Raw genomic sequence first — 19,272 nt, forward strand, 5'->3', positions numbered from 1 at the left:
CAGGTCAAACACCGAACCAAAGTGTCCTCCATGAACTCTAAGCAGTGCACTTCAAGGCCATGTTCATGTCGTAACTAGAGAGAGGACTGACAGGTCGAAGGTGGGGTTCTCGACGTGGGTGGACGCGCCGAGGCCGACGGTCAGGCCGTTGGCTCCGGCGGCGAAGGCCATGTTCACGTCGATGCCGACCAGGTGCCGCAGGGTGCACTCGGCATCCGTCATCGGCCGCGCCCAGTCGTACGCCTCCTCGAACAGCTTCTCGCCGGGGCCGCGGACGTGGAAGCGCGGCAGATCCGCCAGGAGCGGGTGCCCGTCGGGGGCCTCGCACGGCGCGCAGTCCACCGTGTCCTTGCCCAGGCTGCCGGGGTTGTGCTCGGAGTGCCGGCGGCCTTCGGCGTCCGGCTCGGACGCACGGGTCGGCGGGTGCAGCGCGGTCATCAGCTCCAGGCCGGTCACGGCGGTCGAACCGCGCGGCGTCATCACCCGCGACGCGTACACGCCCAGCACCCGGGCGAGCTCCGCCGGAGGAAGCCGGGCGGCCTCGCCCCAGTGCCGGGAGTCCAGCGCGTTCCACGACGGGATGCACAGCTGCACGCACTGGCGGTCCGAACCCTGCGCGGGGCGGTAGATCCGCGCCCACGGCCCGAACCCGCGCTTGGTCAGCTTCCACTCCGCGCGGACCAACTGCTTGACGACCTTGTGGCCCTCCGGAATTCGCCCGGCGAGCCGCTCCTCCTGCGTGAGGGCGACCGGCAGGCCGTAACGCTTCAACGCGGCCTCGGTGAGCACCAGCAATGGGTCGGCGTCCTTGCCCGGACCGGACAGCTTCGGCGCCCCGAGCCTCGCCTCCGTGAGCGTCCACTCCACCAGGGACGGGATGGACTTGGCGGGCACGTCCAGAACCAGGCCGCCGGTGCAGTACGCCAGCACCTGCCCATCGGCGTCGACATCGACGACCGCCAGCGGACCATTCTCAAACCGCGGATCCGTGCCACCCGTAGGAGTCGCGGCCGGGGCTGCCTTCCGCGCGCCCGGACGGCTCGACGTCGACGACGGCCTCGCGGTGCGCGCCAGACGTGACGCAGCGTCCGGAGCTGGGGCGACGGGGGCAGAGGTCTGGGTGTTCTCGTTTGCAGTCATGGCCGCTGCCTCGGAGACCGGCGCCGCGGGCAGAGTCCGAACTTCCGGAGCGGGGGCGGGCTCGCTGATGAACGTCTCGGGCACCGCCGTGTCCTGCTCGGGCGCCGTGGCGCTGGGGGCGGCGGGGTAGAGCTCCGCGAGCTGGTCCAGCAGCCGGGCGTAGGCGTCGCGCTCCGGCGGGCGGGGCTCGGTCTTACCGGCCTCCCAGCCGCTGACGGTCGCACGCCGAACGTCCAGGGCGGAAGCCACTTCGTCCAACGTCAGACCGTGTGCCTGGCGCAGCCGCTTACGTTCCGCAGGCGGCGGCAGCGCAGACCGGGACGCAACCAGCGCATCAATCCGATCGAACAACTCGGACATGGAACACCTCCTGAGCAACACCCTAACCCATGAACCGTACGGATAGCGTACCTTTACCGTACGGATAGCGTACGAAATGCGTTGTGTTAGGTGTCGATCCAGGAGTCCTGCCCCTGTGTCCCGTCCTCGCGGCACCTGGGTCTGCGCAGGCTTTTAGCCGAGGGCCGCAGCGAGTTTCTTGGCCATGCCTGAACTGGCCGGAGGCAGTGCACAAAATCCCAGGGCGATGGGTGCTGGTCTGTCACATGAAGCTGGCCGGCGGCGTTGTTCCGGGCCGGTAGTGGGCGACTCCTGCGTATGACATGCCCAGCGATGTGGTGAGTACCTTGATGTCGAGTTCGTCTGCGAGGGTGAGCAGGCGGGTGGAGCGCAGGATGCGTGGCAGCAGGCCGACGGGGGCGAGGCTGTCGCGGACGTGAGCGGCGCCGGCGGGGCTGCGGCGCGTCCGGGTGAGGCGTGTGACGAGCAGGTGGGGGTTGTCCGAGCCGAGGCGGCGTCGATGTTCTTGGCAGCGCTGCAGGGCCCCCCAGGTCGCGTCGTCCAGCGGGAGGGCCACTGACCTGCCGGGAAACTGAACGCTCTGGTGATCAGGGTCGATTGCGGTGTCGGTGAGCAGGCGTAGCTCGGTGATGGTTGCTGCGTGGAGCAGGGCGGCGAGTCCGGCGAACGCCTCGTGCGGGTGGATGTCCTGCTTGGTGGTCCACCGTCTGTACAGGGCTCGCTGCTGAGCCAGTGCGAGGGTGGGTCCGTTAAATCCCCGTTGCTGCACCGCGGTTACCGGGTCGGCGGGGTTGTGGAGGACCGCCTTGGCGCGGTGGGCGTAGGCGAAGAACTGACGCAGTCCCGCGAGGCGGGAAGCCCGGCGGGCCGGGGCGAGGGCCAGGAAGGATTCCAGCTGCGCGGTGGTGACACTCGCCCAGTGCACGTGGCCCTCGGCGTAGAGGTGGAGAGCCAGGTCACGGACGGCGTCCAGGCGGATCTCGACGGTCTTCAGCTGGTTCGGCCGTAGCCCCAGCTGCTGGGCCTGCTCACGCTGGTGCAGCAGGGAGTCGGCGAATCCTCTGACCTGGGGACGCAGCGGGGCGGGTGTGGCCTCGATACGGCGTGCGCGGCGGGCTGCAGCTCGTCGACCCGCGAGGTCCGCAGGTGGGTCGAGGTGGCCGTGGGTTCGGAAGAAGTCGGTGAGTGCTCCGACAAGTTCGGGGGCGTCGTTTCGGGCGTGCGCGAGCAGGGTGCGGGGCTCGGAGGTCGTGGTTGTGAGGATCAGGCGCGCGGTGGTGGCGACGACGTCGGCCGCGTAGATCGGGTGGCGGTGCTCGGCCAAGGGAGCGGCGAGGGCGCGCCACCAGGAGGGCGGGGTGGGCATGCGCTCTGCCCAGCCGGCCGCGCGGGTCATGACGGTGCGCGGTGAATGCTCGTAGCAGCGCTTGCACATGCCTTTGGCCCACTGCCCGCTGGTTCCGCACCGTGTGCAGCGTGCCGCGGGCGCGGCGGTGGCGGGATCAGCGCAGGTCCGGCAGCATTGGGTCGCCGCGTCGAGGACGCGTCGGCGTCCGCAGTGCTGGCACTGCCCTCGTCCGGGTTGTCCGGCGGCGCGGCGTCGACACGCCGCGCACCGTTGTTCCGCTGATCGGCGAGGGGCGCCGCATGTGGTGCACGTGCGCGAGCACCAGGGGCAGCGACCGGTGTCGGGGCGCAGCCACCGCAGTCTGTGGCAGGCCGGGCAGTTGTCTTTGACGGTCGAAAAGGCGGCACCGGCGGTCACGGGCGGGTTCTTCGCAGGCTCGGATGCGGTCACAGCGGTGGCAGGGATCGGTGGCGGGGTACGGGCTGCTGCGGTGGAGAGGGCAGTGGGGCCGGGTCGGGGGCGGTGCGCGACGAAGGAGCTGGGGACGCGGCGGGCTCACACAAGGTCAGAAGGTCACCTGGGGTGCAGTCGAGCGCGGCGCACAGGGCTGCCAGGGTGGACAGCTTCACCTGGGACGGCTGTTTGGTGAACAGCGCGGACACCGATGCCGCGGACAGCTTGAGACCGGCTCGCTCAGCCAGGAGACGGCGCAGCTCGGTGCCTGTCCAGATGCCGCGCTGCGCTGCAGCCATCCGCAGCTTCCACTCCACCTGTGGCGGCGGGTCCGCAGGGTCGATGGCGTGCAGTTGCGGTGTGGTCATCGGTGCTCCTGGCTGTAGTCAGCCGGCCAGGCCGGTGATGGCGGTGCGGGTGGCGCGGCGCCAGGCGTCCTCGACGAAGGTGAGACAGGGCCGGACGTAGGCCATGGTCGCGGCGATATGCCGGTGACCCAGCAGTTGCTGGACGGTAAGCAGGTCCATGCCCTGCTCGTAGTGGTGGGTCGCGCAGGCGCGGCGCAGGTCGTGCGGGGTGAACCGGTCGTCCTGGGGGCGGCCTTCCAGGTCCAGAAGGTGGGAGAGGCGATCCCGTACGGTGTCCGGCTTCAGGGCCTGCCCGTGGATGTCGCAGAACAGCGGGGCGGTGTCAGGGAAGAAGGGGCGCACATCGTTCTGGTACCAGGTAAGGATCCGGTCCAGCCCGTCGAGCATGGGTGTCCATCTCGGGCGTGGTCCCGAGGCGTTGGCCGCCTTGCCGAACCGCACGTGGAGCTTGCCCGATGGGCCCAGTTCAGGATGGACGTCGCACTGGTCGAGGCGGACGGCTTCACTCACCCGAGGTGCGCAGTGGTACAGAGTGCGCAGCAGTGCGTAGTCCCGTGCCGCAGCCGGATAGTCGGACGCGGCCGCCAGGCGCGCGCGGGCGAAGGCGAAGAACGCCGTCAGGCGCTCAGCCGTGGGCGGCAGCCGACGCGGGGTGTCGTCCCAGACATGCCGCAAGCGGTTGAACCGGTCCAGCGGGTCGCCCACCGCCATGCCGTACAGGGCGCGGATCTCGGTGGCGTAGCGGTCTCGGACGAAGCCGTGGAACGTACGAAGCATCTGCAGATACTGGCGCCTGGTCCCCGCGGCCCGGCCCGCCAGCAGCAGTTGGCGGAGCATGGCATCCACGTCGGCGGGCTCGATCTGCCACACCGGCCGGTCGAAGTGGTCCAGCACCCGTTCCAGCAGGGACGTGTAGCAACTGATCGTCGTGTCGGCGAAACCCCGTACCACCCACGTCGAGACGAACGCCTCTGTGCAGCGGGCCTGGAAGCCCACTCAACCCGCGCCTGGTCGACATCGGATCCCGAGGTGGCAAGCCCGCCCTCAATCAGCCGGAGACACCGCTCCCCCACACCGCACCACCATCCCGCGACAACCGTCATTCAGGTGGCGCCTGAACCATGCGCGTGCCACCGAAGCCATCAACGAGACACCAGAAGAAAAGCAACCCCGCCTCACACATCCCCCTCCAATCCACACCACGGCACAGGCAGGCGCTGCGCCTCATCGACCACCAGCACCCGCGCCTCACCCAAAGCCCCCGCGACCGCGGCGTCGGCACGCGCCGACGTGTGCGGGAAACGGCCCGGCAGCGCCAAAGCATCGAACACCGCCCGCCTCATGCCGGACACCGACGGGCGCACCGGCACCGGCACCCACGTCACCTTCCAGCCCGGCGGGACCTCGTGGAGCGCCATCCGCACGGCCGCGGTCTTGCCCCGGCCCGGGTCGCCGAACACACACACCGCGCCCTCCGCCGCCATCGCCTGCCCGACCGCCTCGGCCACCGCCCGCACCGACGACGTCCGCACCAGCTGTGCTCCCGCCGACAACGCCACACCCGCCATCGCACCGCTCTCCCCCGACGGCCGCCTCGAGCTCCAGCAGCCGCGCCACCAGCACCGGCCTGGACACCCTCAACCCCGCCGTGACCTCACCCCACACGCCCGGCTCCCCCACCCCACACCCTCCCGACGCCCAAACCCGACGCCGACCACCGTGCCGCCGACCGGCCCCCGAAGGATCAGAAGTGCCGTTCCCATGACAGCGGAACAGGGAAGGGTGTACCGCCCCATGACAGCCACGACGGCACCAGACACCGCACCATGTCAGTGACTCCCCACGCTCAACACCCCACCACCAGCGAAAACACCCTGACCTGACATACCGTCACTGACACCACCCACTGACACCACACCGGCACATCGCACCGTGAGGGTGTGCCGCTTGGTGGCGATGCGCGCGAGCATCAGGGCGATCGCAGGGTCGGTCGTCGCGAGCGTGGTCAACTTCGAGTTGGGGATCTGGATGAACATGCACCGCGAGAGGCACATCCCGACGGACGTGATCTTCTTGTTGGTGTGCGGGTTCTGCCGGTCGTCGTTGTACGGCCCGAGTGACCCGAGGAGTGCTGCGTCGCTGATGTCCTCGAAGAGCATCACTTCGCGCCACAGGCGGGTCAGCGCGGCGACCACCAGTGCTCGGCCCTCCTCGATCATCGCCCGGTCCCACAGGCCGCGGTCTGGTCGTCGAGCAGCACGAGCCCACCGCCCGGGCCGGTCCGGGCACGTCGTCACGCATGGACCAGGAGCATCAGGGCGAGCAGTCCGACGGCCTCCCGGTCGGCGGGCGGAACGGCGTGCCCCGGCGGCGGGGGAGAACAGGCCGGGCCGCCCGTCGCCCCGGTGGTCCGGGTGCGACGGGCGGCTGCAGTGCCGAGAGGAGAGGGTCAGAAGCTCAGGCTCCAGCCGTCGAGGTATCCGGGGTCGACGGTGAAGATACCGGGGGTGTTGTCGTGGACGCGCAGCTTCCAGGTGCCGTCGGCGGGGACCGCGGAGGCGTCGACGGTGTACGTCTCGTGCAGTTCCGTGCCGGTGTCCCAGACGAAGTTCTTCACCGGGATCACCGTGCCGTCCTGCGCGACCAGTTCGATGACCTGGCCGCCGATGAAGTCGTGGACGAGATCGACGCCGACCTTCAGATCGCGGGGGGCGTTTCCTTCCCGGCCGGTGACGGTGATGGGAGACTCGACGACCGCCCAGTTCGGGATGTCGACCCGGGCCGGGTTGGTGAAGAAGGCGCCGCCGGAGGCCAGCACGGTCCAGCGGAAGGACAGGGCACGGGTCTGCGCCGCGGAGTTCGTGATGGTGATGACCGTGGTGAAGTCACCGGCCGTGGTCGGCGTGCCGCTGACCGCACCGGTGGCGGTGTCGATCGACAGTCCGCCGGGCAGACCAGTGGCGGCGTAGGTGAGGGCACCCGGGCGGGTGGACACCGCGTCGATCCTCAGGCCGGTCGGCTGGCCGACCGCCGACTTCTGGGCGGGCGGCACCGACGCGGCGATGTTGTTGACGTACGACGGGCCCACGTTGACGGCCGCCCAGGCGTTGCCGACGGCCGTGTAGACATCGTTGTCCATGCCGAACAGATCGGCCGCGGCCCGCAGGGTGGCGGTGCGGGCCCCCGCGTAGTCGGTGCGGCTGGTCATGTAGACGGTCAGCGCCCGGTACCAGATGGCGGTCGCGTTGTGCAGGCCGATGCCGGCGACCGGCTTGCCGTCGTAGGTGGGGCTGTCGTAGTCGATGCCGTGGATGGTCTTCTTGCCGCTGCCCTCGGCGAGCAGGTAGAAGAAGTGGTTCGCCACGCCGGAACTGAAGTGCGGGTCCAGCTTCTTCGTCTCGGGGGTCCAGTAGTCCTGGGAGGTGCCCTTCGAGGAGGCGTCCTTGGATGGGTGGTCCATGTAGCGGATCGGCTTGCCGGTGCCGCGCAGGTCGATCAGCTCGGCCATCCGGTAGTCCGGCGTGTCCTTCGGGTTGTCTGCGAAGAACTCCACGGCCGCGGCCATGATGTCGCTGGTCGCCTCGTTCAGGCCCCCGGACTCCCCGGCGTAGTACAGGTTCGCGGTGGCGTGGGTGACGCCGTGGGTCATCTCGTGGGCGGCGATGTCCATGGAGGTGACGGGCCTGGCGTTGTCCAGTCCGTCACCGTAGGTCATGCAGAAGCAGAGGTCGTCCCAGAAGGCGTTGGCGTAGCCGCTGCCGTAGTGGACCCTGGAGCGGGCGCCGACGCCGTCGTCGGCTATGCCGTTGCGGCCGAACCGGTCCTTGTAGAAGTCCCAGGTCCGCTGCGCGCCGTAGGCGGCGTCCACGGCCGCCGTCTGGCGGTCGGCCGGCGTCCCGTCGCCCCAGTGATCGTCGTCGTCGGACAGCAGGGTCTGCGCGCCGTTCGCGGCGATGTCGTACGTCCTGTGCCCACCGCGCTGCGGGTCGGTGAGTTCGTAGGTGTTGCCGTTGTGGACCGAGCCGATCTGTACGCGTCCGCTGTACCGGCTCTCGCCCTCGCCGGTGTGAATCTGCTCGACGCTCTCCAACTGCTTGCCGGTCGCGGCGTCGGTCACGACCTGCCGGCGGCTCGGCGTCCCGTCGTCCTGTACGCCGGTGACGACGGATTCCCAGGCCAGGGTGGTCTTTCCGGCCTCCGCCCAGACGACGAGGCGTGGTGCCCCGGCCGAGGTGGCCCTCTCGGTCCCCTCCGCCTTTCCGATGGCCAGAGCGGACCTCTTGGCGGTCGCGGCCGGGACGGTGGCCTTGGTCGTCGGCACGGACACGGCCCTCGGCGATGCCTTGGTGGCGGTCAGGGACTCGCCCCGCTCGTGGACCACCAGGTCGCCGCCGCGAACGGGCAGTCCGGCGAAGGTCCGCTCGTACCGCGTGTGCACCGTGCCGTCGGCGTCCTTGACGACGTCCCTGGGCACCAGCTTCTCCCGGTCGCCGAGCTTCAACCGGCGGGCGGTGGTGGTGCTCTCGTCGGCTGCGGCGCTGAGCATCCGGTCCCGCTGAGCGGGGGAGAGTTCGACGGTGTCAGCGCCGGGGCGGGGGTCCGCCGCGATCTGCCGCGGAGCCCGGCCCTGGTCGGCCGCGGTCGCGGTGGTGACCGTCGCGGGGAGCGCCGATAAGAGGAGAGCGGCCGCCGCCGTGGCCGTGGTCGCCGCCACGCGTCTGCGTGGGACCACTCCACGGCGGGTGGAACGGGATTCGGCGGGTGATGTGCCTCTGACAACACGCGGGTTGTTCGTCACTCCAGCAGCTCCTTTGGTCGGCCGCTCGGTGACGGCCGGTAGGGCAGACCCGGAGACAGGACGCTCCGGTGGGCGAAGGTGCAATGCCCGGGCAACGCGCAGATCGTTTCAATAAGTGAAGGCAATGTCATCGATGCGGGAACTGTTGTCCGAAAGCTGGCGACCGTTGGCTGACTGACGCACGGTCACGGGCCATGCACAGCAAGGCAGTTCACGCGGCGGCAACACCGCTTTCACCTGTGATGATTACGGCGTCTTATTGTTCGGTCGATCGGCTGTCCGGTCCAGGCGTCACCCCGACTGTCGAGGCGGCTGGTGTGCCGCGCCGAGCAGAGCTGTAAGAAGGTGAAGTGAAGTGATCGAGGAAACCCTTGGTTCTTCGATGTCTTGACGGTTGCTGCTCGTCCCTGGAACGGGGCGCGGTGGCCGTACGCCCGGCGCCGCGCCTCGGTGCCTATGCTGTCCTGCCATGCACCGGCACGCCGACACGTTCCTACGGCGCTGTCACGTTGTTGGGGACGTGGGTGTCTGACGGCGTGCCCGGGTGTGGCTGGCCCAGGCGTCAGCCTCGGCTCAAGCTGTGGTGGGCTGGCCGGCGGCGCCTGTGATCTGGTCCCAGATCGCGAAGCGGTTGATCATCTCGGTGCGGTGTTCGGTGGCGTTCATCAGGTGCCGTCGGGGTCGGAAGTGGGGTGAGATGCCGCTGAACGCGGACAGGAACCGCTGGGCTGCGCCGGTTGAACCGCTCCGGGATCGGTGGAGGCTCTATGCGTTGGCTCCAGCCGCCGGTTGGGGCTGGTGTTGAGCGTAGTAGTTGGTCTCGTGCTCGTGGGGCGGGATGTCTCCGATCGCGGTGTGGAGGCGCTGGTTGTTGAACCAGTTGACCCATTCCGCGGTGGCGAGCTCGATGTCGGCGAGGCCGTGCCAGGGCTTGCGGGGCTTGATCAGCTCCGTTTTGTAGAGGCCGATCTGGGACTCCATGAGCGCGTTGTCCAGGGCGTCGCCGACGGTGCCTATCGAGGCGTCGATGCTGGCGTCGACGAGGTGCGCGGTGAACGCGAAAGACGTGTACTGGCTGCCCGCGTCCGAATGATGAACCAGCCCCGGTCCAGCGGGAGTTCCGGCCCGGTCGCGTCGCCACAGGGCCATGTCGAGGGCGTCGAGGACGAGCTTGGCCCGCTTGCTGGTGGCAGCGGACCAGCCCACGATCGCCCGTGAGAACACGTCCACCACGAGACGCGACGTAGACGATCCCCGACCAGGTGGCGACATGGGTGAAGTCAGCCACCCACCGCTCGTTGGGACGTGACGCGGTGAAGTCGCGCCCGAGCAGGTCACCAGCCCTGTCCTGGCCGTCGTCCCGGATCGTGGTGCGGATCTTCTTCCCGCGTCGGGCGCCCTCCAGGCCCAGGTCGCGCATCTGCCGGGCGACGGTGCAGCGGGCCACTGGTATGTCCTCCCGCTGCAGCTGCCGCCAGACTTTGCGGACCCCGTAGACGCTGAAATTGTCCGTGTGGACGCGGCTGATCTGCGTCTTCAGCTCCGTGTCGCGGACCGACCGCGCGCTGGGGGCACGGTTCTTGGCGGCGTAGTAGGTGCTCGTCGCGATCTTCAGTCCGTGGCCGGTCAGGACACGGCAGATCGGCTCGACCCCGAACACCTGCCGATGCTCGTCGATGAACGCTACGAGCGCTTCGACGGCCGGTCGAGCTCGGCCGCGAAGAAAGCCGACGCCGCCTTCAAGGTCTCATTGGCTCGCCGCAGTTCGGCGTTCTCGGCCTTGGCCGCTTGATCTCCGCAGCCTCCTCCGACGAGATGCCGGGACGCTGACCGGCGTCCGCCTCCGCCTTGCGGACCCAGGTCCGCACCGTTTCCGCTGCGCCGATTCCCAGCTTGGCCGCGACCGCCTTCATCGCGGCCCACTCGGTCGGATCGTTCGGGCGGATCTCCGCGACCATGCGCACCGCACGCTCGCGAAGCTCGGGAGGGTAGGGGGACGGACGTGCCATGACTCGATCCTCTCAGGGAATCGAGCCTCCATCAGATTCGGAGCGGTTCACTTCTCTGGTTGTCTGTTTTCGGCTGATCGCGAACGTTGGTGTCGCTGCGCCGGGTAGTTGGCAGGGTGAAGGCCATGAGGATCACCAAGTTCGGTCACGCTTGCGTGCGGTTGGAGAGGAACGGCGGGGCGATCGTCATTGACCCGGGTGTGATGACTCCCGAGCCCGATGCGTTGTCGGGGGCCGAGGCTGTCCTCATCACGCATGAACACTTTGACCACTTCGATCCGGATCGCCTGCGCGGATTTCGGTCCGACATCTACACCTGCGCTGGGGTTGCCCGGCACCTGAGCGGGCTCGGCGAGCGCGTGCATGTGGTCCGCGGAGGCGACCACTTCTCTGTCGCGGGCTTCGAGGTGTCGGTGTCGGGAGACAAGCATCACTTCAGTCATCCAGATGTGCCTCCGGTCGACAATGTCGGGTTCCTGATCGACGGAGAGGTCTTCCACCCGGGTGACGCACTGACGGTGGTCGACGTGCCGACGCTCTTGCTGCCTGGTCAGGCGCCGTGGCTGACGGTGCCTGACATGATCGGCTACCTGCGCCGGATGACACCGCGCCGTGCTTATGCCATTCACGACGGGCTCATCAACGAGTGGGGCCTGAAGGTCCTGGACGACGTCCTCGCCATGGAGGCCGAGCGGACGGGTGCCGAGATCCGGCGGCTCCGCCCCGGCGAGAGCGTCGAACTGTGAGAGGACGGAAGTCGGCCAGTGGAGTACCGCACCACCGTTTGTGATCTTCATGGCTGATTCGCGGCTTGTCGGCGGTAATGGCTGGCCTGGGCTCGGGCCATGTGGCGGCGCCCAGGCAGACCAGCGGAGCCGGTGGGCACGTCGTGCACGGGCTGGACGACAAGCGTCGTGAACAGTCGCTGGATCTCGTTGCAGGTGAGCGGGATCAGCCCGTTGGAGGCGGGATGGCGGACGTGTTCGTCGGCGCGGACGACGGCGAGGAAGGCGTGAGCAAGCATGGCCAGAGTGACCCAGCGAGACCACAAGGTGAAGCGGCGGAGTTTGTGCTCGTCCAGTCCGGCCAGGCCCTTTTCGGCCTGGAATGTCTCCTCCACCCGCCACCGTGACCCGGCGACGCGGACCAGCGTGGTCAGGGGCACCGGGGTGGGCGACCAGCAACGGTAGTAGGCGAGTTCACCGGTGGTGCGGTTGCGGCGGATCGGCAGCCGGTGGCTGCCGGGCCGCACGTCGGCCAGGTCGATGACGGCCCAGTCGTAGAAGCGGTGCCCCTTGGCGCCGGCTCCTGGCCGACAGCTTCTGCCAGGCCTGCTTCGGCACCTTCGCGGCCAGGGCATCCGCGCGGAACTTCCCCGCACCAGTGGTGGCTTCATGGGAGCAGGTGACGGCTAGCACGTAGCCGACTCCGCGCTCTTCCAGCGCGGACCGCAGCTTCGAGTTGCCGCCGTAGACCTCGTCGCCTGCGACCCAGCTCACGCGGTGACCGGCGTCGAGGAACCGGTCGATCATGCGGGCGGCCAGCTCACGGTCCACCGCCGTGTGCCCGCGTAGTTCCGCGTAGACGAGGTCGACCGCGACCTGCGCGTTTCGATCCTCCCGGCGGTGCCGGTGTACTGGCGCTGGACACCGGCGGTGTGCGTGCCCTTCTTCACGTCCCCGGTCTCGTCGACCACCAGCACCGCATCCTCGTGCTGCAGATGCTCCAGCACGTACTCCCGCACGTCGTCACGCACGCGGTCGGCATCCCACTTGGCCCGGCCGAGCAGGTGCTGCATGCCGTCCGGACTCGCTTCCTCGGCCCACTCGGCAATGCTCCAGCAGTTCTTGCGCGTCCGACAGCAGCCCCAGCACCAAGTCCCTCACCCGGCGCCGGGGCTCAACCCGCGCGAACCGGCCCGCTATCCGGCCCATCAGGTCCTCGAACGCCTCCTGCCAGCAGGCAGGGTCTACGCTGTGACCTGCGGCCACCGCATGATCTTCAGTCTTCACAAACCGATGATCAGCGGTGGCCGTACCAGTCTCGCGGCCGACCCCCTACCAGCGAGATCACGTCTACGCCTGGAGTACTAGTGTCCTGAGTCGGAGATTTGTCGTTGGTCTGGTGTGAGTCGTCCTGGACCGAAGATCCCGCCGGTGGTGCTGTCTGATGCCGAGCGGGCCATGTTGCAGTCGTGGGTGCGTCGTCGTTCGAGTGCCCAGTCGTTGGCGTTGCGGTCGCGGATCGTGCTGGAGAGCGCGGACGGGCATGCGATCGCGGAGGTAGCCCGGCGGCTGGGCATCACCACGGACACGGTTCGGGTCTGGCGCCGGCGCTTCCTGGAACGTCGGCTGGACGGTCTGTGCGACGAGCCGCGGCCCGGTGTGCCACGCGGGTAACGGCCGCGTCCGATTTGTTCGAGGAGTCCCTGGCGGACGAGTCGTCCCAGGCGGGAGCGGGTGACGTTGATCGAGGGCTCGTCGGTGGGCAGGCCGATGTGCTCGTGCAGATCGCGGACACGGAACACCTTTTCTGGGTGTTCGTTGAACGTGGTCACGATGCGCTGGTAGACGGTGGCGGTCTCCGCGGGGGCCGTTGCGTGGTCGGGCGTGCTGAGGCCGTCGATGACCTTGCGGGTCGCGGTGAGCTCGGCCAGGCGGGCTTCAGTCTCGGCGAGGGCGGTGGTGAGCCTCTCGATCTGCTCGCGCAGGTGGTCGGCTCGTGCGGCGGTCTCATCGTGCTCGGTCTGCAGCAGCCGCAGGAGTTCGCTGACGTTCACGCTGCCAGCTCCACGTCGTCCCGCCAGGTGGGGCAGGGGTGGTGAGGCGGCGGAGCATTCCGGCGGTGGAGGCCCAGTAGACGCGGGAGGCCGCGTTGTCGGGCCGGTGATCGTAGTCGCGGGCCAGGCGCCGCTGCAGCATGAGGGGGCCGTTGACCTGCTCGACCACCCACCGCTTCAGTTGCGGGGCGAAGCCCATGCCTTCGTCGTCGGGGTGGCGGCGGACCACCTCGACGGTGATGTCCTTCACCGCCCCGTGGATGATCACGGCGTCCTTGAAACCCTGGTCGACCAGGACCTTTTCCAGGCACATCCCGCATCGTTCGGCCGCCTGGTCCAGCAGGGCGATGCCGGCCTCGTTGTCGTGGGCGCTCGCGGCGAGGATCACCACACCGATGATCAGGCCCAGCACGTCGACGGCGAGTCCCCGCTTCCTGCCAGGGGTCTTCTTGTTCACGTCCAGTCCCGTCGTCTCCTTCGGCACCCCGGCCGCCACGCGGACGGACTGAGTGTCGATGATCACCAGAGACGGGTCCTCTAATCGTCTGGACCGCTCCCGCACCTGGCAGCGCAGGATCTCCTGAATCCGCTGGTCAAGACCGTCCTGGCGCCACAGAGTGAAGTAGTAGAACACCGCCGACCAGGCCGGGAGGTCGTGTGGCAGGAGCCGCCACTGACAGCCCGTCCGGCTCTGGTAGAGCAGCGCGTTCACGACCTCGCGCAGGTCGCAGGAGCCCGGGTCCCCGGTCGCCGACCGCGCCACCCGCTCCTGCTTCCACGCGGTGACCAGCGGCTCGATCAACGCCCACTGCTCGTTGAACAAGTCGGTTGCGTACGGCATCCGTTCCCTGCCGCGACCTCATCATGCACGCGACATAACCCGAGAACGGAATCCTCCCATCACCCACGAACGGGCGACACCACATCATCAGGAACGGCACTTAACGCCCTCTGAGAATTCCTAACAAAGTGAGTGGTTGACCAGTCGGCGCCAGCAGATGATGCTGCAGGCCAGGCCGAGGAAGGCTTCGTGGATGCCGTCGCGGATCTCCCAGCGGATGCACAGTCCGCGGACCAGTGCAGCAGTGCAAAGCTCCGCTCTACCACCCAGCGGTGCGCGCCCAGCCCGGAACCGTGCTCGACTCCGCGCCGTGCGATGACCGGGGTGATCCCCAGGGCCCGCACCTGCTTGCGGTACTCGTCGTGGTCGTAGCCGCAGGTCGGCGTAGACCGCGACCGGTCGTTGTCGGGGTCGTCCGCGCCGGCCGCGTACGGGCGGGACGGCCTGGAGCAGGGAGATGAACTGGGTGACGTCATTGCGGTTTCCGCCGGTCAGCGACACCGCCAGGGGGATACCGTGCCCTTCAGCGATCAAATGGTGCTTGGAGCCTGTTCGGGCACGGTGACCGGGCTCGATCCCGTTTTGGGCCGCCCTTGAGTGCTCTGACGTGCGAGCCCTCGATCACCGCCCTCGACCAGTCCAGCGCGCCGGCGGCGTCAGCTCGGCCAGGAGCGACTCGCGCAGACGCTGCCAGACTCCCGCGTCGTTCCAGTCACGCAGACGCCGCCAGCAGGTCATGCCGGAGCCGAAGCCCAGCTCCTGGGGCAGGAACTCCCACGGAATGCCGGTGTACAGCACGAACAGGATGCCCGACAGCAACCTTCCGGTCGTCCAGACGCTTGCGGCCGGGGCGATCCGTTCGGAGCGGCACAACCGGCAGCAACGGCTCGATGCGCTCCCATAGCCCATCCGGCACGATCCACGGCGGCTGCTCGCCCCTTCTCATGCGCAGGCTAACAATCCATCACACACCGACAATCCAAGGTCAGCTGCAGCATTCTGTTAGAAGTTCTAAAGCGACTGCTCCCGGAACTGCCGCGGAGGCAGTCCGTAGCGTTCCTTGAACGCGCGGCTGAAGTGGCTCGCCTGCTTGAACCCGAGCCGCAGCACAAGTGATTCCATGGTGCCGGTGAGCGGCGCCCGCTGGGTCAGGATCGCGTGTGCCTTGGTGAGACGCTCCTCCATGAGCAGCCGCACCGGCGAGGTCCCCTCGGCGTGGAAGAGAAGGTAGAGATAGCGCTCGGAGATCCCGATCTCGTGGGCGATGGCAGCAGGAGTCAACGACGCGTCGGAGTGACGCTTCCGGATGCACTCGCGAGCGCGGGCTCGGTGCAGGTCCTGGTACTCGTCCGCGTCTGCATTGCTCCCAGACTGCCAGCGCAGCGCCGCAGTCAGTACGTCCAGTGCATTGTCCAGCAGCGGCGCAGTCACCTCGGCCTCGACGTCCGCCACCCGCTCGGCCAGCGACTGGAGCAGCCCCGATGCAAGCGCTCCGATGCCGTTCAGGCCGCCGATGCTGAGCGCCGTGACGCCCTCGACGTCTCGTAGCCTTCGCGTGAGGAGGTCGCGCGGAAAGCGCACCACGACCTGCTTCGAGTCCTGCCGGAACGCCACCGGTAGGGCCGCGCGCTGTCGTACAGGACCAGCTGACCGGGTTGAGTGAGCTCGGCGACCCTGTCTGCCTGCGAGTAGACGATGTCACCTTGAACAAGAAGACTCACGAACAGGTAGTCGCCGCCCGTGCGACGGATGAGCCCTGTCGACCGCTCGACCTGGTGCGGCCGCGCCGCAACGGTGCACAGGCGGGACTCGCCGATCTGGCCGCCTACGATCTGGCCCTCGAAGCTGCGGCCATCGTCTGCGGCCTGCGTGGGATTGAGGTCCACGAAGGTGTCAGAGATCGCCTCGCGCCAGAACTCGAAACGCCGAGCCGCGCTGACGTCCCGGGTCGTCTTCTGCACCGTGAGCACGCGCCGCCCCCTTTCGACAGCTCGCCTCTTGTGACGCGCGTCTGAAGTGGCACCCGAATTATCTGCGGCCGGCCACTTTTGCGCTAGTGCTGCGAGTCCGCTCACATCCAGCGACTCCCTGATGACTACGAGTTTCCGGTTGCTCGTTCCCGCAGCATGGGCGCGATCGGAATCGTAGTGGGCCGTGCCGATCGCGGAGTTGTGCGCGTTCACTTGTACGCGGACAGGGCGAAGTACTACGCCACCAAACTGTCGGTGGACTGGCGCGCGACGCCGTCCAGGCATTCGGAGGCCTCGGCTTCGCACGCGAACTGGGCGCCGACGGCAGCCCCGGCCCCGTCGAGGCGATCTACCGGGACAGCGAGATCGGCGAGATCTACGAGGGCACCAACGAGATCCAGAAGTGGGTCATCGCCCGGCAGATCTTCGGCCGGGCCATCGTCAGCTGACGGCCCCGCCGCTACCCTGCCCTGCGAGCCCCGCTTCTGCGCACCGGGATCGCTGCCCCGGTGCGGCCACCTCAGACCTTCTCGCACGATGGACCCAGACGATACGCAGGGCTAACCATGGGCGGGGTAAACGATGTCCGAGGCTCCCGAGGACAGTGGCCGAACACACCATTTGCCTGCTGGTCAAACTCGGGCAGGTGGCATTCAGGATCGCCGAAGACGGCATCGGCGGAACCGGCCTGCGCGTGCGCCCTACAGCGTCCTGCAGGCCCCTGGCCGACAACGCGGCCATGCCGCAACTGGCGCTCGGAGCGTTCCTGCGCATCGACCCGGCGACGATGGTGACGAGCCTTGACGACCTGGAACGGGCCGGATACGCCGAGCGGACACGCGATCCGCAGGACCGACGCCGCTACGCCGTCGACATCACCGACGACGGGCGCAAGATCCTGGCCGACCTCAACCGCACACTCGCCGGTCTCGACAGCGAAATCCTCGCCGACCTGGGCGCCACTGAACGGCACTCGCTTCACGCCCTGCTGGGCAGCCTCGCCGAGAGTCCCGCTCTCACCGCCATGTTCGACGCCGTCCGCGAGCAGAACAGCGCGAAAAGGGCTTAACAACACCAGGAGATCTCCGCAGTTCCCGGCGATATGCCCCGGCTGTGACGGCCGCACCACATGGGCAGCCAGCCGCCCCCGCCCCTCGATTCGAGGCCGCTCGCCTTCGCGGTCAGCGGCGGCTTCAAGGCGGTCTGCCCGCTTTACAGGCCGTCACGGATGGTGACGGCCTCACAGGCAAGATTGCCGGCCTCATCGCGGGATGCCTGGCCGACATCAGCGAGGGCCGCATCGACCCGCTGCCTGTGCATTCACTCGACATCAACCGCATGATCCGCCACCTCGGCGGTGGCCCCGGACATCCGCTTCAACGCCCCGCTGCCACGGTGTACGTCCGTGCGGCCATCATCGACCGCGGGCCGACGCCACCGGCGGCTTCGTGTACTCCGGTCTCGGCGGCACCGAGCCTGAGGGTGTCGAGGCCGAAGACCGCGACCGGACCGTAGACCTCGGCCAGGCGGGCGGTGGGCCCCACCGGTCGTCAGGCCCTTCGCAGCGAGCCTCGCGCTCGGGATAGGACAAGTAGCGGCCCGAATACGGGTTCAGACTGATCAGCGGTATGCCGCCAGACTCGCGGAACCAGCAAGTGCCCATCGGCGTGATGGAAGTACGCCGCCCCCTTCAGAGCGGTGACTGGCTGCTTGCCGGCGTTGATCAGGTCGGCCCGCAGGGCGCCGATCAAGGCGACATCAGCTCGGATCGGGTACTCGAGCACATAGTCGCGGCCGCCGATCGTGCGCACCTCCTTACCCTCCCGCAAGCTGCGTGTCGACGCCCGTCGGCGAGAAGAACGCGCCGATGCCCTCGCCCGCGGCGCGGAGGCGTTCGGTGAGATTCCCCTGCGGCGCGAGCTCCAGCTCGATTTCTCCCGCGCGGTAGAGACCGTCGAACACCCACGAGTCGCGTGCTCCATGGCACATGAGCGCGTCGATCAGCTCCACCGGCTGGCCCGCGCGGCCAAATCCACCAGTCATCACGGTGGCGCCGTCACGGATTCCTGAGACGGCGGCCGCGGTGTCCTCGACGGTCTTGTCGATCATTGTTCCTCCACGCGTTCGGGCATCGCGCGACCTCTCAAGCGATTTCACATGGCCGACCCACGTGGTGACAGCGCACGACGATCGACACCATCTGACGCAGACCCGATGAGCGCGAAGTACAGCGCCCTCTCGGCCGGCCGCCGGACAGATCACGGGCGAGCGCCGAGCAGGTGGCCGAGCATGGCCCGGGCAGGGGTGCCCACCACCTGGGCTGGGCCGGGTCTTACGGTCACCGCACGGAGGAGGCCGGAGACGGTGTGGCGACAGTGGTCGGCGTCGACCCGACCGGCTCACCCCACAGGGGCTCCAGACCTGCTGTGCGGACGAGTCCCGCACCCGCGGGGGGCGCCGGCAAGCGATGCCGCGCACTCGCCGGTGCGTCGAACGCACCGCACCGCCGTTAGGGTCCTTTCGGCGGCGATCCCGCTCTCCTCGCCAATAGAGACTGGAGCTAATAAGCTATGCCTATGTCTGAACTCGCGAGCGAACGCTACACCGACCGCATCGCCAGCGGACCGCTCATCCTCGTCCAGGAGGTCTTGAACACCCGCGCCGCCGGCAAGCCCGCGCTCGAGGACCTGCTCTCGACGCCGGATTCTGCGACGTCATGGCTCTCCAGCGCGCTGGACGAATGGAGTCGGCGTACCGGAGCGGAGGCGCCGGCGATCGAGGTCGATGAACCGGGACTGGTGCGGCTTCAGCAGCTACGCGCGTCGCTGCAGATGACGGTGTCGGGTGCGGTGCGCGACACGCCGGTCCGGTCCGCGCCGAAGGGTGTGAGCGGCGCGCTCGAGGTGCGGATCGACGCTGATGGCGTCTTCTCGCTGGCGCCGCGCGGCAAGGACGTCCCGTGGGTCGTCGCGGCCGTGCTCAACGAGATCACGAACGCCCAACTGACGGGTACGTGGCGTCGTTTGAAGATGTGCCGTAACCGGGTCTGCTCGGTTGCGTTCTATGACGGCACGAACCCCAACAACGGCGTCTGGCATGACGTGCGCATTTGCGGTAACGCCGTGAACCTGCGGGCCTCGCGGCAGCGTCGGGCGGCCGCGCGCGCCTAGCGCGAGGCGGGCCGCCCGACCGACGCCGCTGTTTAC

At 68.5% G+C, this 19,272-nt stretch carries 15 protein-coding genes, 6 pseudogenes and 1 other annotated feature; of the genes and pseudogenes, 6 read left to right on the forward strand and 15 right to left on the reverse strand.

Going from position 1 to position 19,272, the window contains the following annotated elements; genetic code table 11:
- Window positions 1-93 precede the first annotated feature (93 nt).
- The 9 genes and pseudogenes from tap to ACFYWX_RS39935 form a co-directional block, all read right to left on the reverse strand.
- A pseudogene (gene tap, locus ACFYWX_RS39895) lies at window positions 94-1,500 on the reverse strand (telomere-associated protein Tap); the annotation flags it as partial.
- Between the two features lie 241 nt (window positions 1,501-1,741).
- Window positions 1,742-2,866, reverse strand: a complete 1,125-nt coding sequence (locus ACFYWX_RS39900; protein ID WP_389429996.1) for an integrase — start codon at window positions 2,864-2,866, stop codon at window positions 1,742-1,744.
- Between the two features lie 428 nt (window positions 2,867-3,294).
- The gene (locus tag ACFYWX_RS39905; protein WP_389429997.1) at window positions 3,295-3,669 is read right to left on the reverse strand and encodes a helix-turn-helix domain-containing protein; all 375 of its coding nucleotides are present in this window, start codon (window positions 3,667-3,669) and stop codon (window positions 3,295-3,297) included.
- An 18-nt stretch (window positions 3,670-3,687) separates the two neighbouring features.
- Complete coding sequence (locus ACFYWX_RS39910) at window positions 3,688-4,665, reverse strand: tyrosine-type recombinase/integrase (protein WP_389429998.1); 978 nt, start codon at window positions 4,663-4,665, stop codon at window positions 3,688-3,690.
- 179 nt (window positions 4,666-4,844) lie between these two features.
- Window positions 4,845-5,237: an AAA family ATPase gene (locus ACFYWX_RS39915; RefSeq protein ID WP_389429999.1), complete on the reverse strand. Its 393-nt coding sequence runs from the start codon at window positions 5,235-5,237 to the stop codon at window positions 4,845-4,847.
- Between the two features lie 261 nt (window positions 5,238-5,498).
- Window positions 5,499-5,864, reverse strand: coding sequence for a hypothetical protein (locus tag ACFYWX_RS39920; protein WP_389430001.1), 366 nt, complete (start codon window positions 5,862-5,864; stop codon window positions 5,499-5,501).
- A gap of 254 nt (window positions 5,865-6,118) precedes the next feature.
- Window positions 6,119-8,401 (reverse strand): M4 family metallopeptidase, encoded by a 2,283-nt coding sequence (locus tag ACFYWX_RS39925; protein ID WP_389430002.1) that lies wholly within the window; start codon window positions 8,399-8,401, stop codon window positions 6,119-6,121.
- Window positions 8,402-9,040: 639 nt separating this feature from the next.
- Window positions 9,041-9,208, reverse strand: a pseudogene (locus ACFYWX_RS39930) (IS6 family transposase); the annotation flags it as partial.
- A 24-nt stretch (window positions 9,209-9,232) separates the two neighbouring features.
- A pseudogene (locus ACFYWX_RS39935) lies at window positions 9,233-10,476 on the reverse strand (IS3 family transposase).
- Window positions 10,068-10,196 (reverse strand) — a sequence feature (AL1L pseudoknot). (Overlaps the previous pseudogene by 129 nt.)
- 125 nt (window positions 10,477-10,601) lie before the next feature.
- On the opposite strand from ACFYWX_RS39935, the gene ACFYWX_RS39940 reads away from it, so the two are divergent.
- Window positions 10,602-11,222: an MBL fold metallo-hydrolase gene (locus tag ACFYWX_RS39940; protein WP_389430004.1), complete on the forward strand. Its 621-nt coding sequence runs from the start codon at window positions 10,602-10,604 to the stop codon at window positions 11,220-11,222.
- A gap of 47 nt (window positions 11,223-11,269) precedes the next feature.
- Here the strand turns inward: ACFYWX_RS39940 and ACFYWX_RS39945 are convergent.
- Window positions 11,270-12,410 (reverse strand): annotated as a pseudogene (locus tag ACFYWX_RS39945) (transposase).
- Between the two features lie 249 nt (window positions 12,411-12,659).
- Between ACFYWX_RS39945 and ACFYWX_RS39950 the strand changes: the two are divergent.
- Window positions 12,660-12,875, forward strand: coding sequence for a helix-turn-helix domain-containing protein (locus tag ACFYWX_RS39950; RefSeq protein ID WP_389430123.1), 216 nt, complete (start codon window positions 12,660-12,662; stop codon window positions 12,873-12,875).
- 333 nt (window positions 12,876-13,208) lie between these two features.
- Here the strand turns inward: ACFYWX_RS39950 and ACFYWX_RS39955 are convergent, their stop codons facing one another.
- The 3 genes and pseudogenes from ACFYWX_RS39955 to ACFYWX_RS39965 form a co-directional block, all read right to left on the reverse strand.
- Entirely contained in the window at window positions 13,209-14,096 is an 888-nt protein-coding gene (locus ACFYWX_RS39955; RefSeq protein WP_389430006.1) for an IS5 family transposase, read from the reverse strand.
- Window positions 14,097-14,216: 120 nt separating this feature from the next.
- Window positions 14,217-15,042 (reverse strand): annotated as a pseudogene (locus ACFYWX_RS39960) (IS5 family transposase).
- Between the two features lie 65 nt (window positions 15,043-15,107).
- Window positions 15,108-15,710, reverse strand: a complete 603-nt coding sequence (locus ACFYWX_RS39965; protein WP_389430008.1) for a helix-turn-helix transcriptional regulator — start codon at window positions 15,708-15,710, stop codon at window positions 15,108-15,110.
- A gap of 89 nt (window positions 15,711-15,799) precedes the next feature.
- On the opposite strand from ACFYWX_RS39965, the gene ACFYWX_RS39970 reads away from it, so the two are divergent.
- The 3 genes from ACFYWX_RS39970 to ACFYWX_RS39980 all read left to right on the forward strand — a co-directional run bounded on the left by ACFYWX_RS39970 (window position 15,800) and on the right by ACFYWX_RS39980 (window position 17,135).
- Window positions 15,800-16,111, forward strand: coding sequence for a hypothetical protein (locus tag ACFYWX_RS39970; protein WP_389430009.1), 312 nt, complete (start codon window positions 15,800-15,802; stop codon window positions 16,109-16,111).
- Window positions 16,112-16,326: 215 nt separating this feature from the next.
- Entirely contained in the window at window positions 16,327-16,515 is a 189-nt protein-coding gene (locus ACFYWX_RS39975; RefSeq protein ID WP_389430125.1) for an acyl-CoA dehydrogenase family protein, read from the forward strand.
- A 155-nt stretch (window positions 16,516-16,670) separates the two neighbouring features.
- A complete protein-coding gene (locus ACFYWX_RS39980; protein ID WP_389430010.1) occupies window positions 16,671-17,135 on the forward strand; it encodes a MarR family winged helix-turn-helix transcriptional regulator in 465 nt (154 codons plus the stop codon).
- Between the two features lie 307 nt (window positions 17,136-17,442).
- On the opposite strand, the gene ACFYWX_RS39985 is transcribed toward ACFYWX_RS39980, so the two are convergent.
- Both ACFYWX_RS39985 and ACFYWX_RS39990 read right to left on the reverse strand, forming a co-directional pair.
- On the reverse strand, window positions 17,443-17,610 hold the full coding sequence (locus ACFYWX_RS39985; protein ID WP_389430011.1) for a hypothetical protein: 168 nt from the start codon (window positions 17,608-17,610) through the stop codon (window positions 17,443-17,445).
- 183 nt (window positions 17,611-17,793) lie between these two features.
- A pseudogene (locus ACFYWX_RS39990) lies at window positions 17,794-18,175 on the reverse strand (CoA-transferase); the annotation flags it as partial.
- A 467-nt stretch (window positions 18,176-18,642) separates the two neighbouring features.
- Here ACFYWX_RS39990 and ACFYWX_RS39995 point away from each other — a divergent pair.
- Window positions 18,643-19,236: a CGNR zinc finger domain-containing protein gene (locus ACFYWX_RS39995; RefSeq protein WP_389430012.1), complete on the forward strand. Its 594-nt coding sequence runs from the start codon at window positions 18,643-18,645 to the stop codon at window positions 19,234-19,236.
- Window positions 19,237-19,272 lie beyond the last annotated feature (36 nt).

The organism is Streptomyces sp. NPDC002888 (assembly GCF_042888465.1).
Lineage (GTDB): Bacteria > Actinomycetota > Actinomycetes > Streptomycetales > Streptomycetaceae > Streptomyces.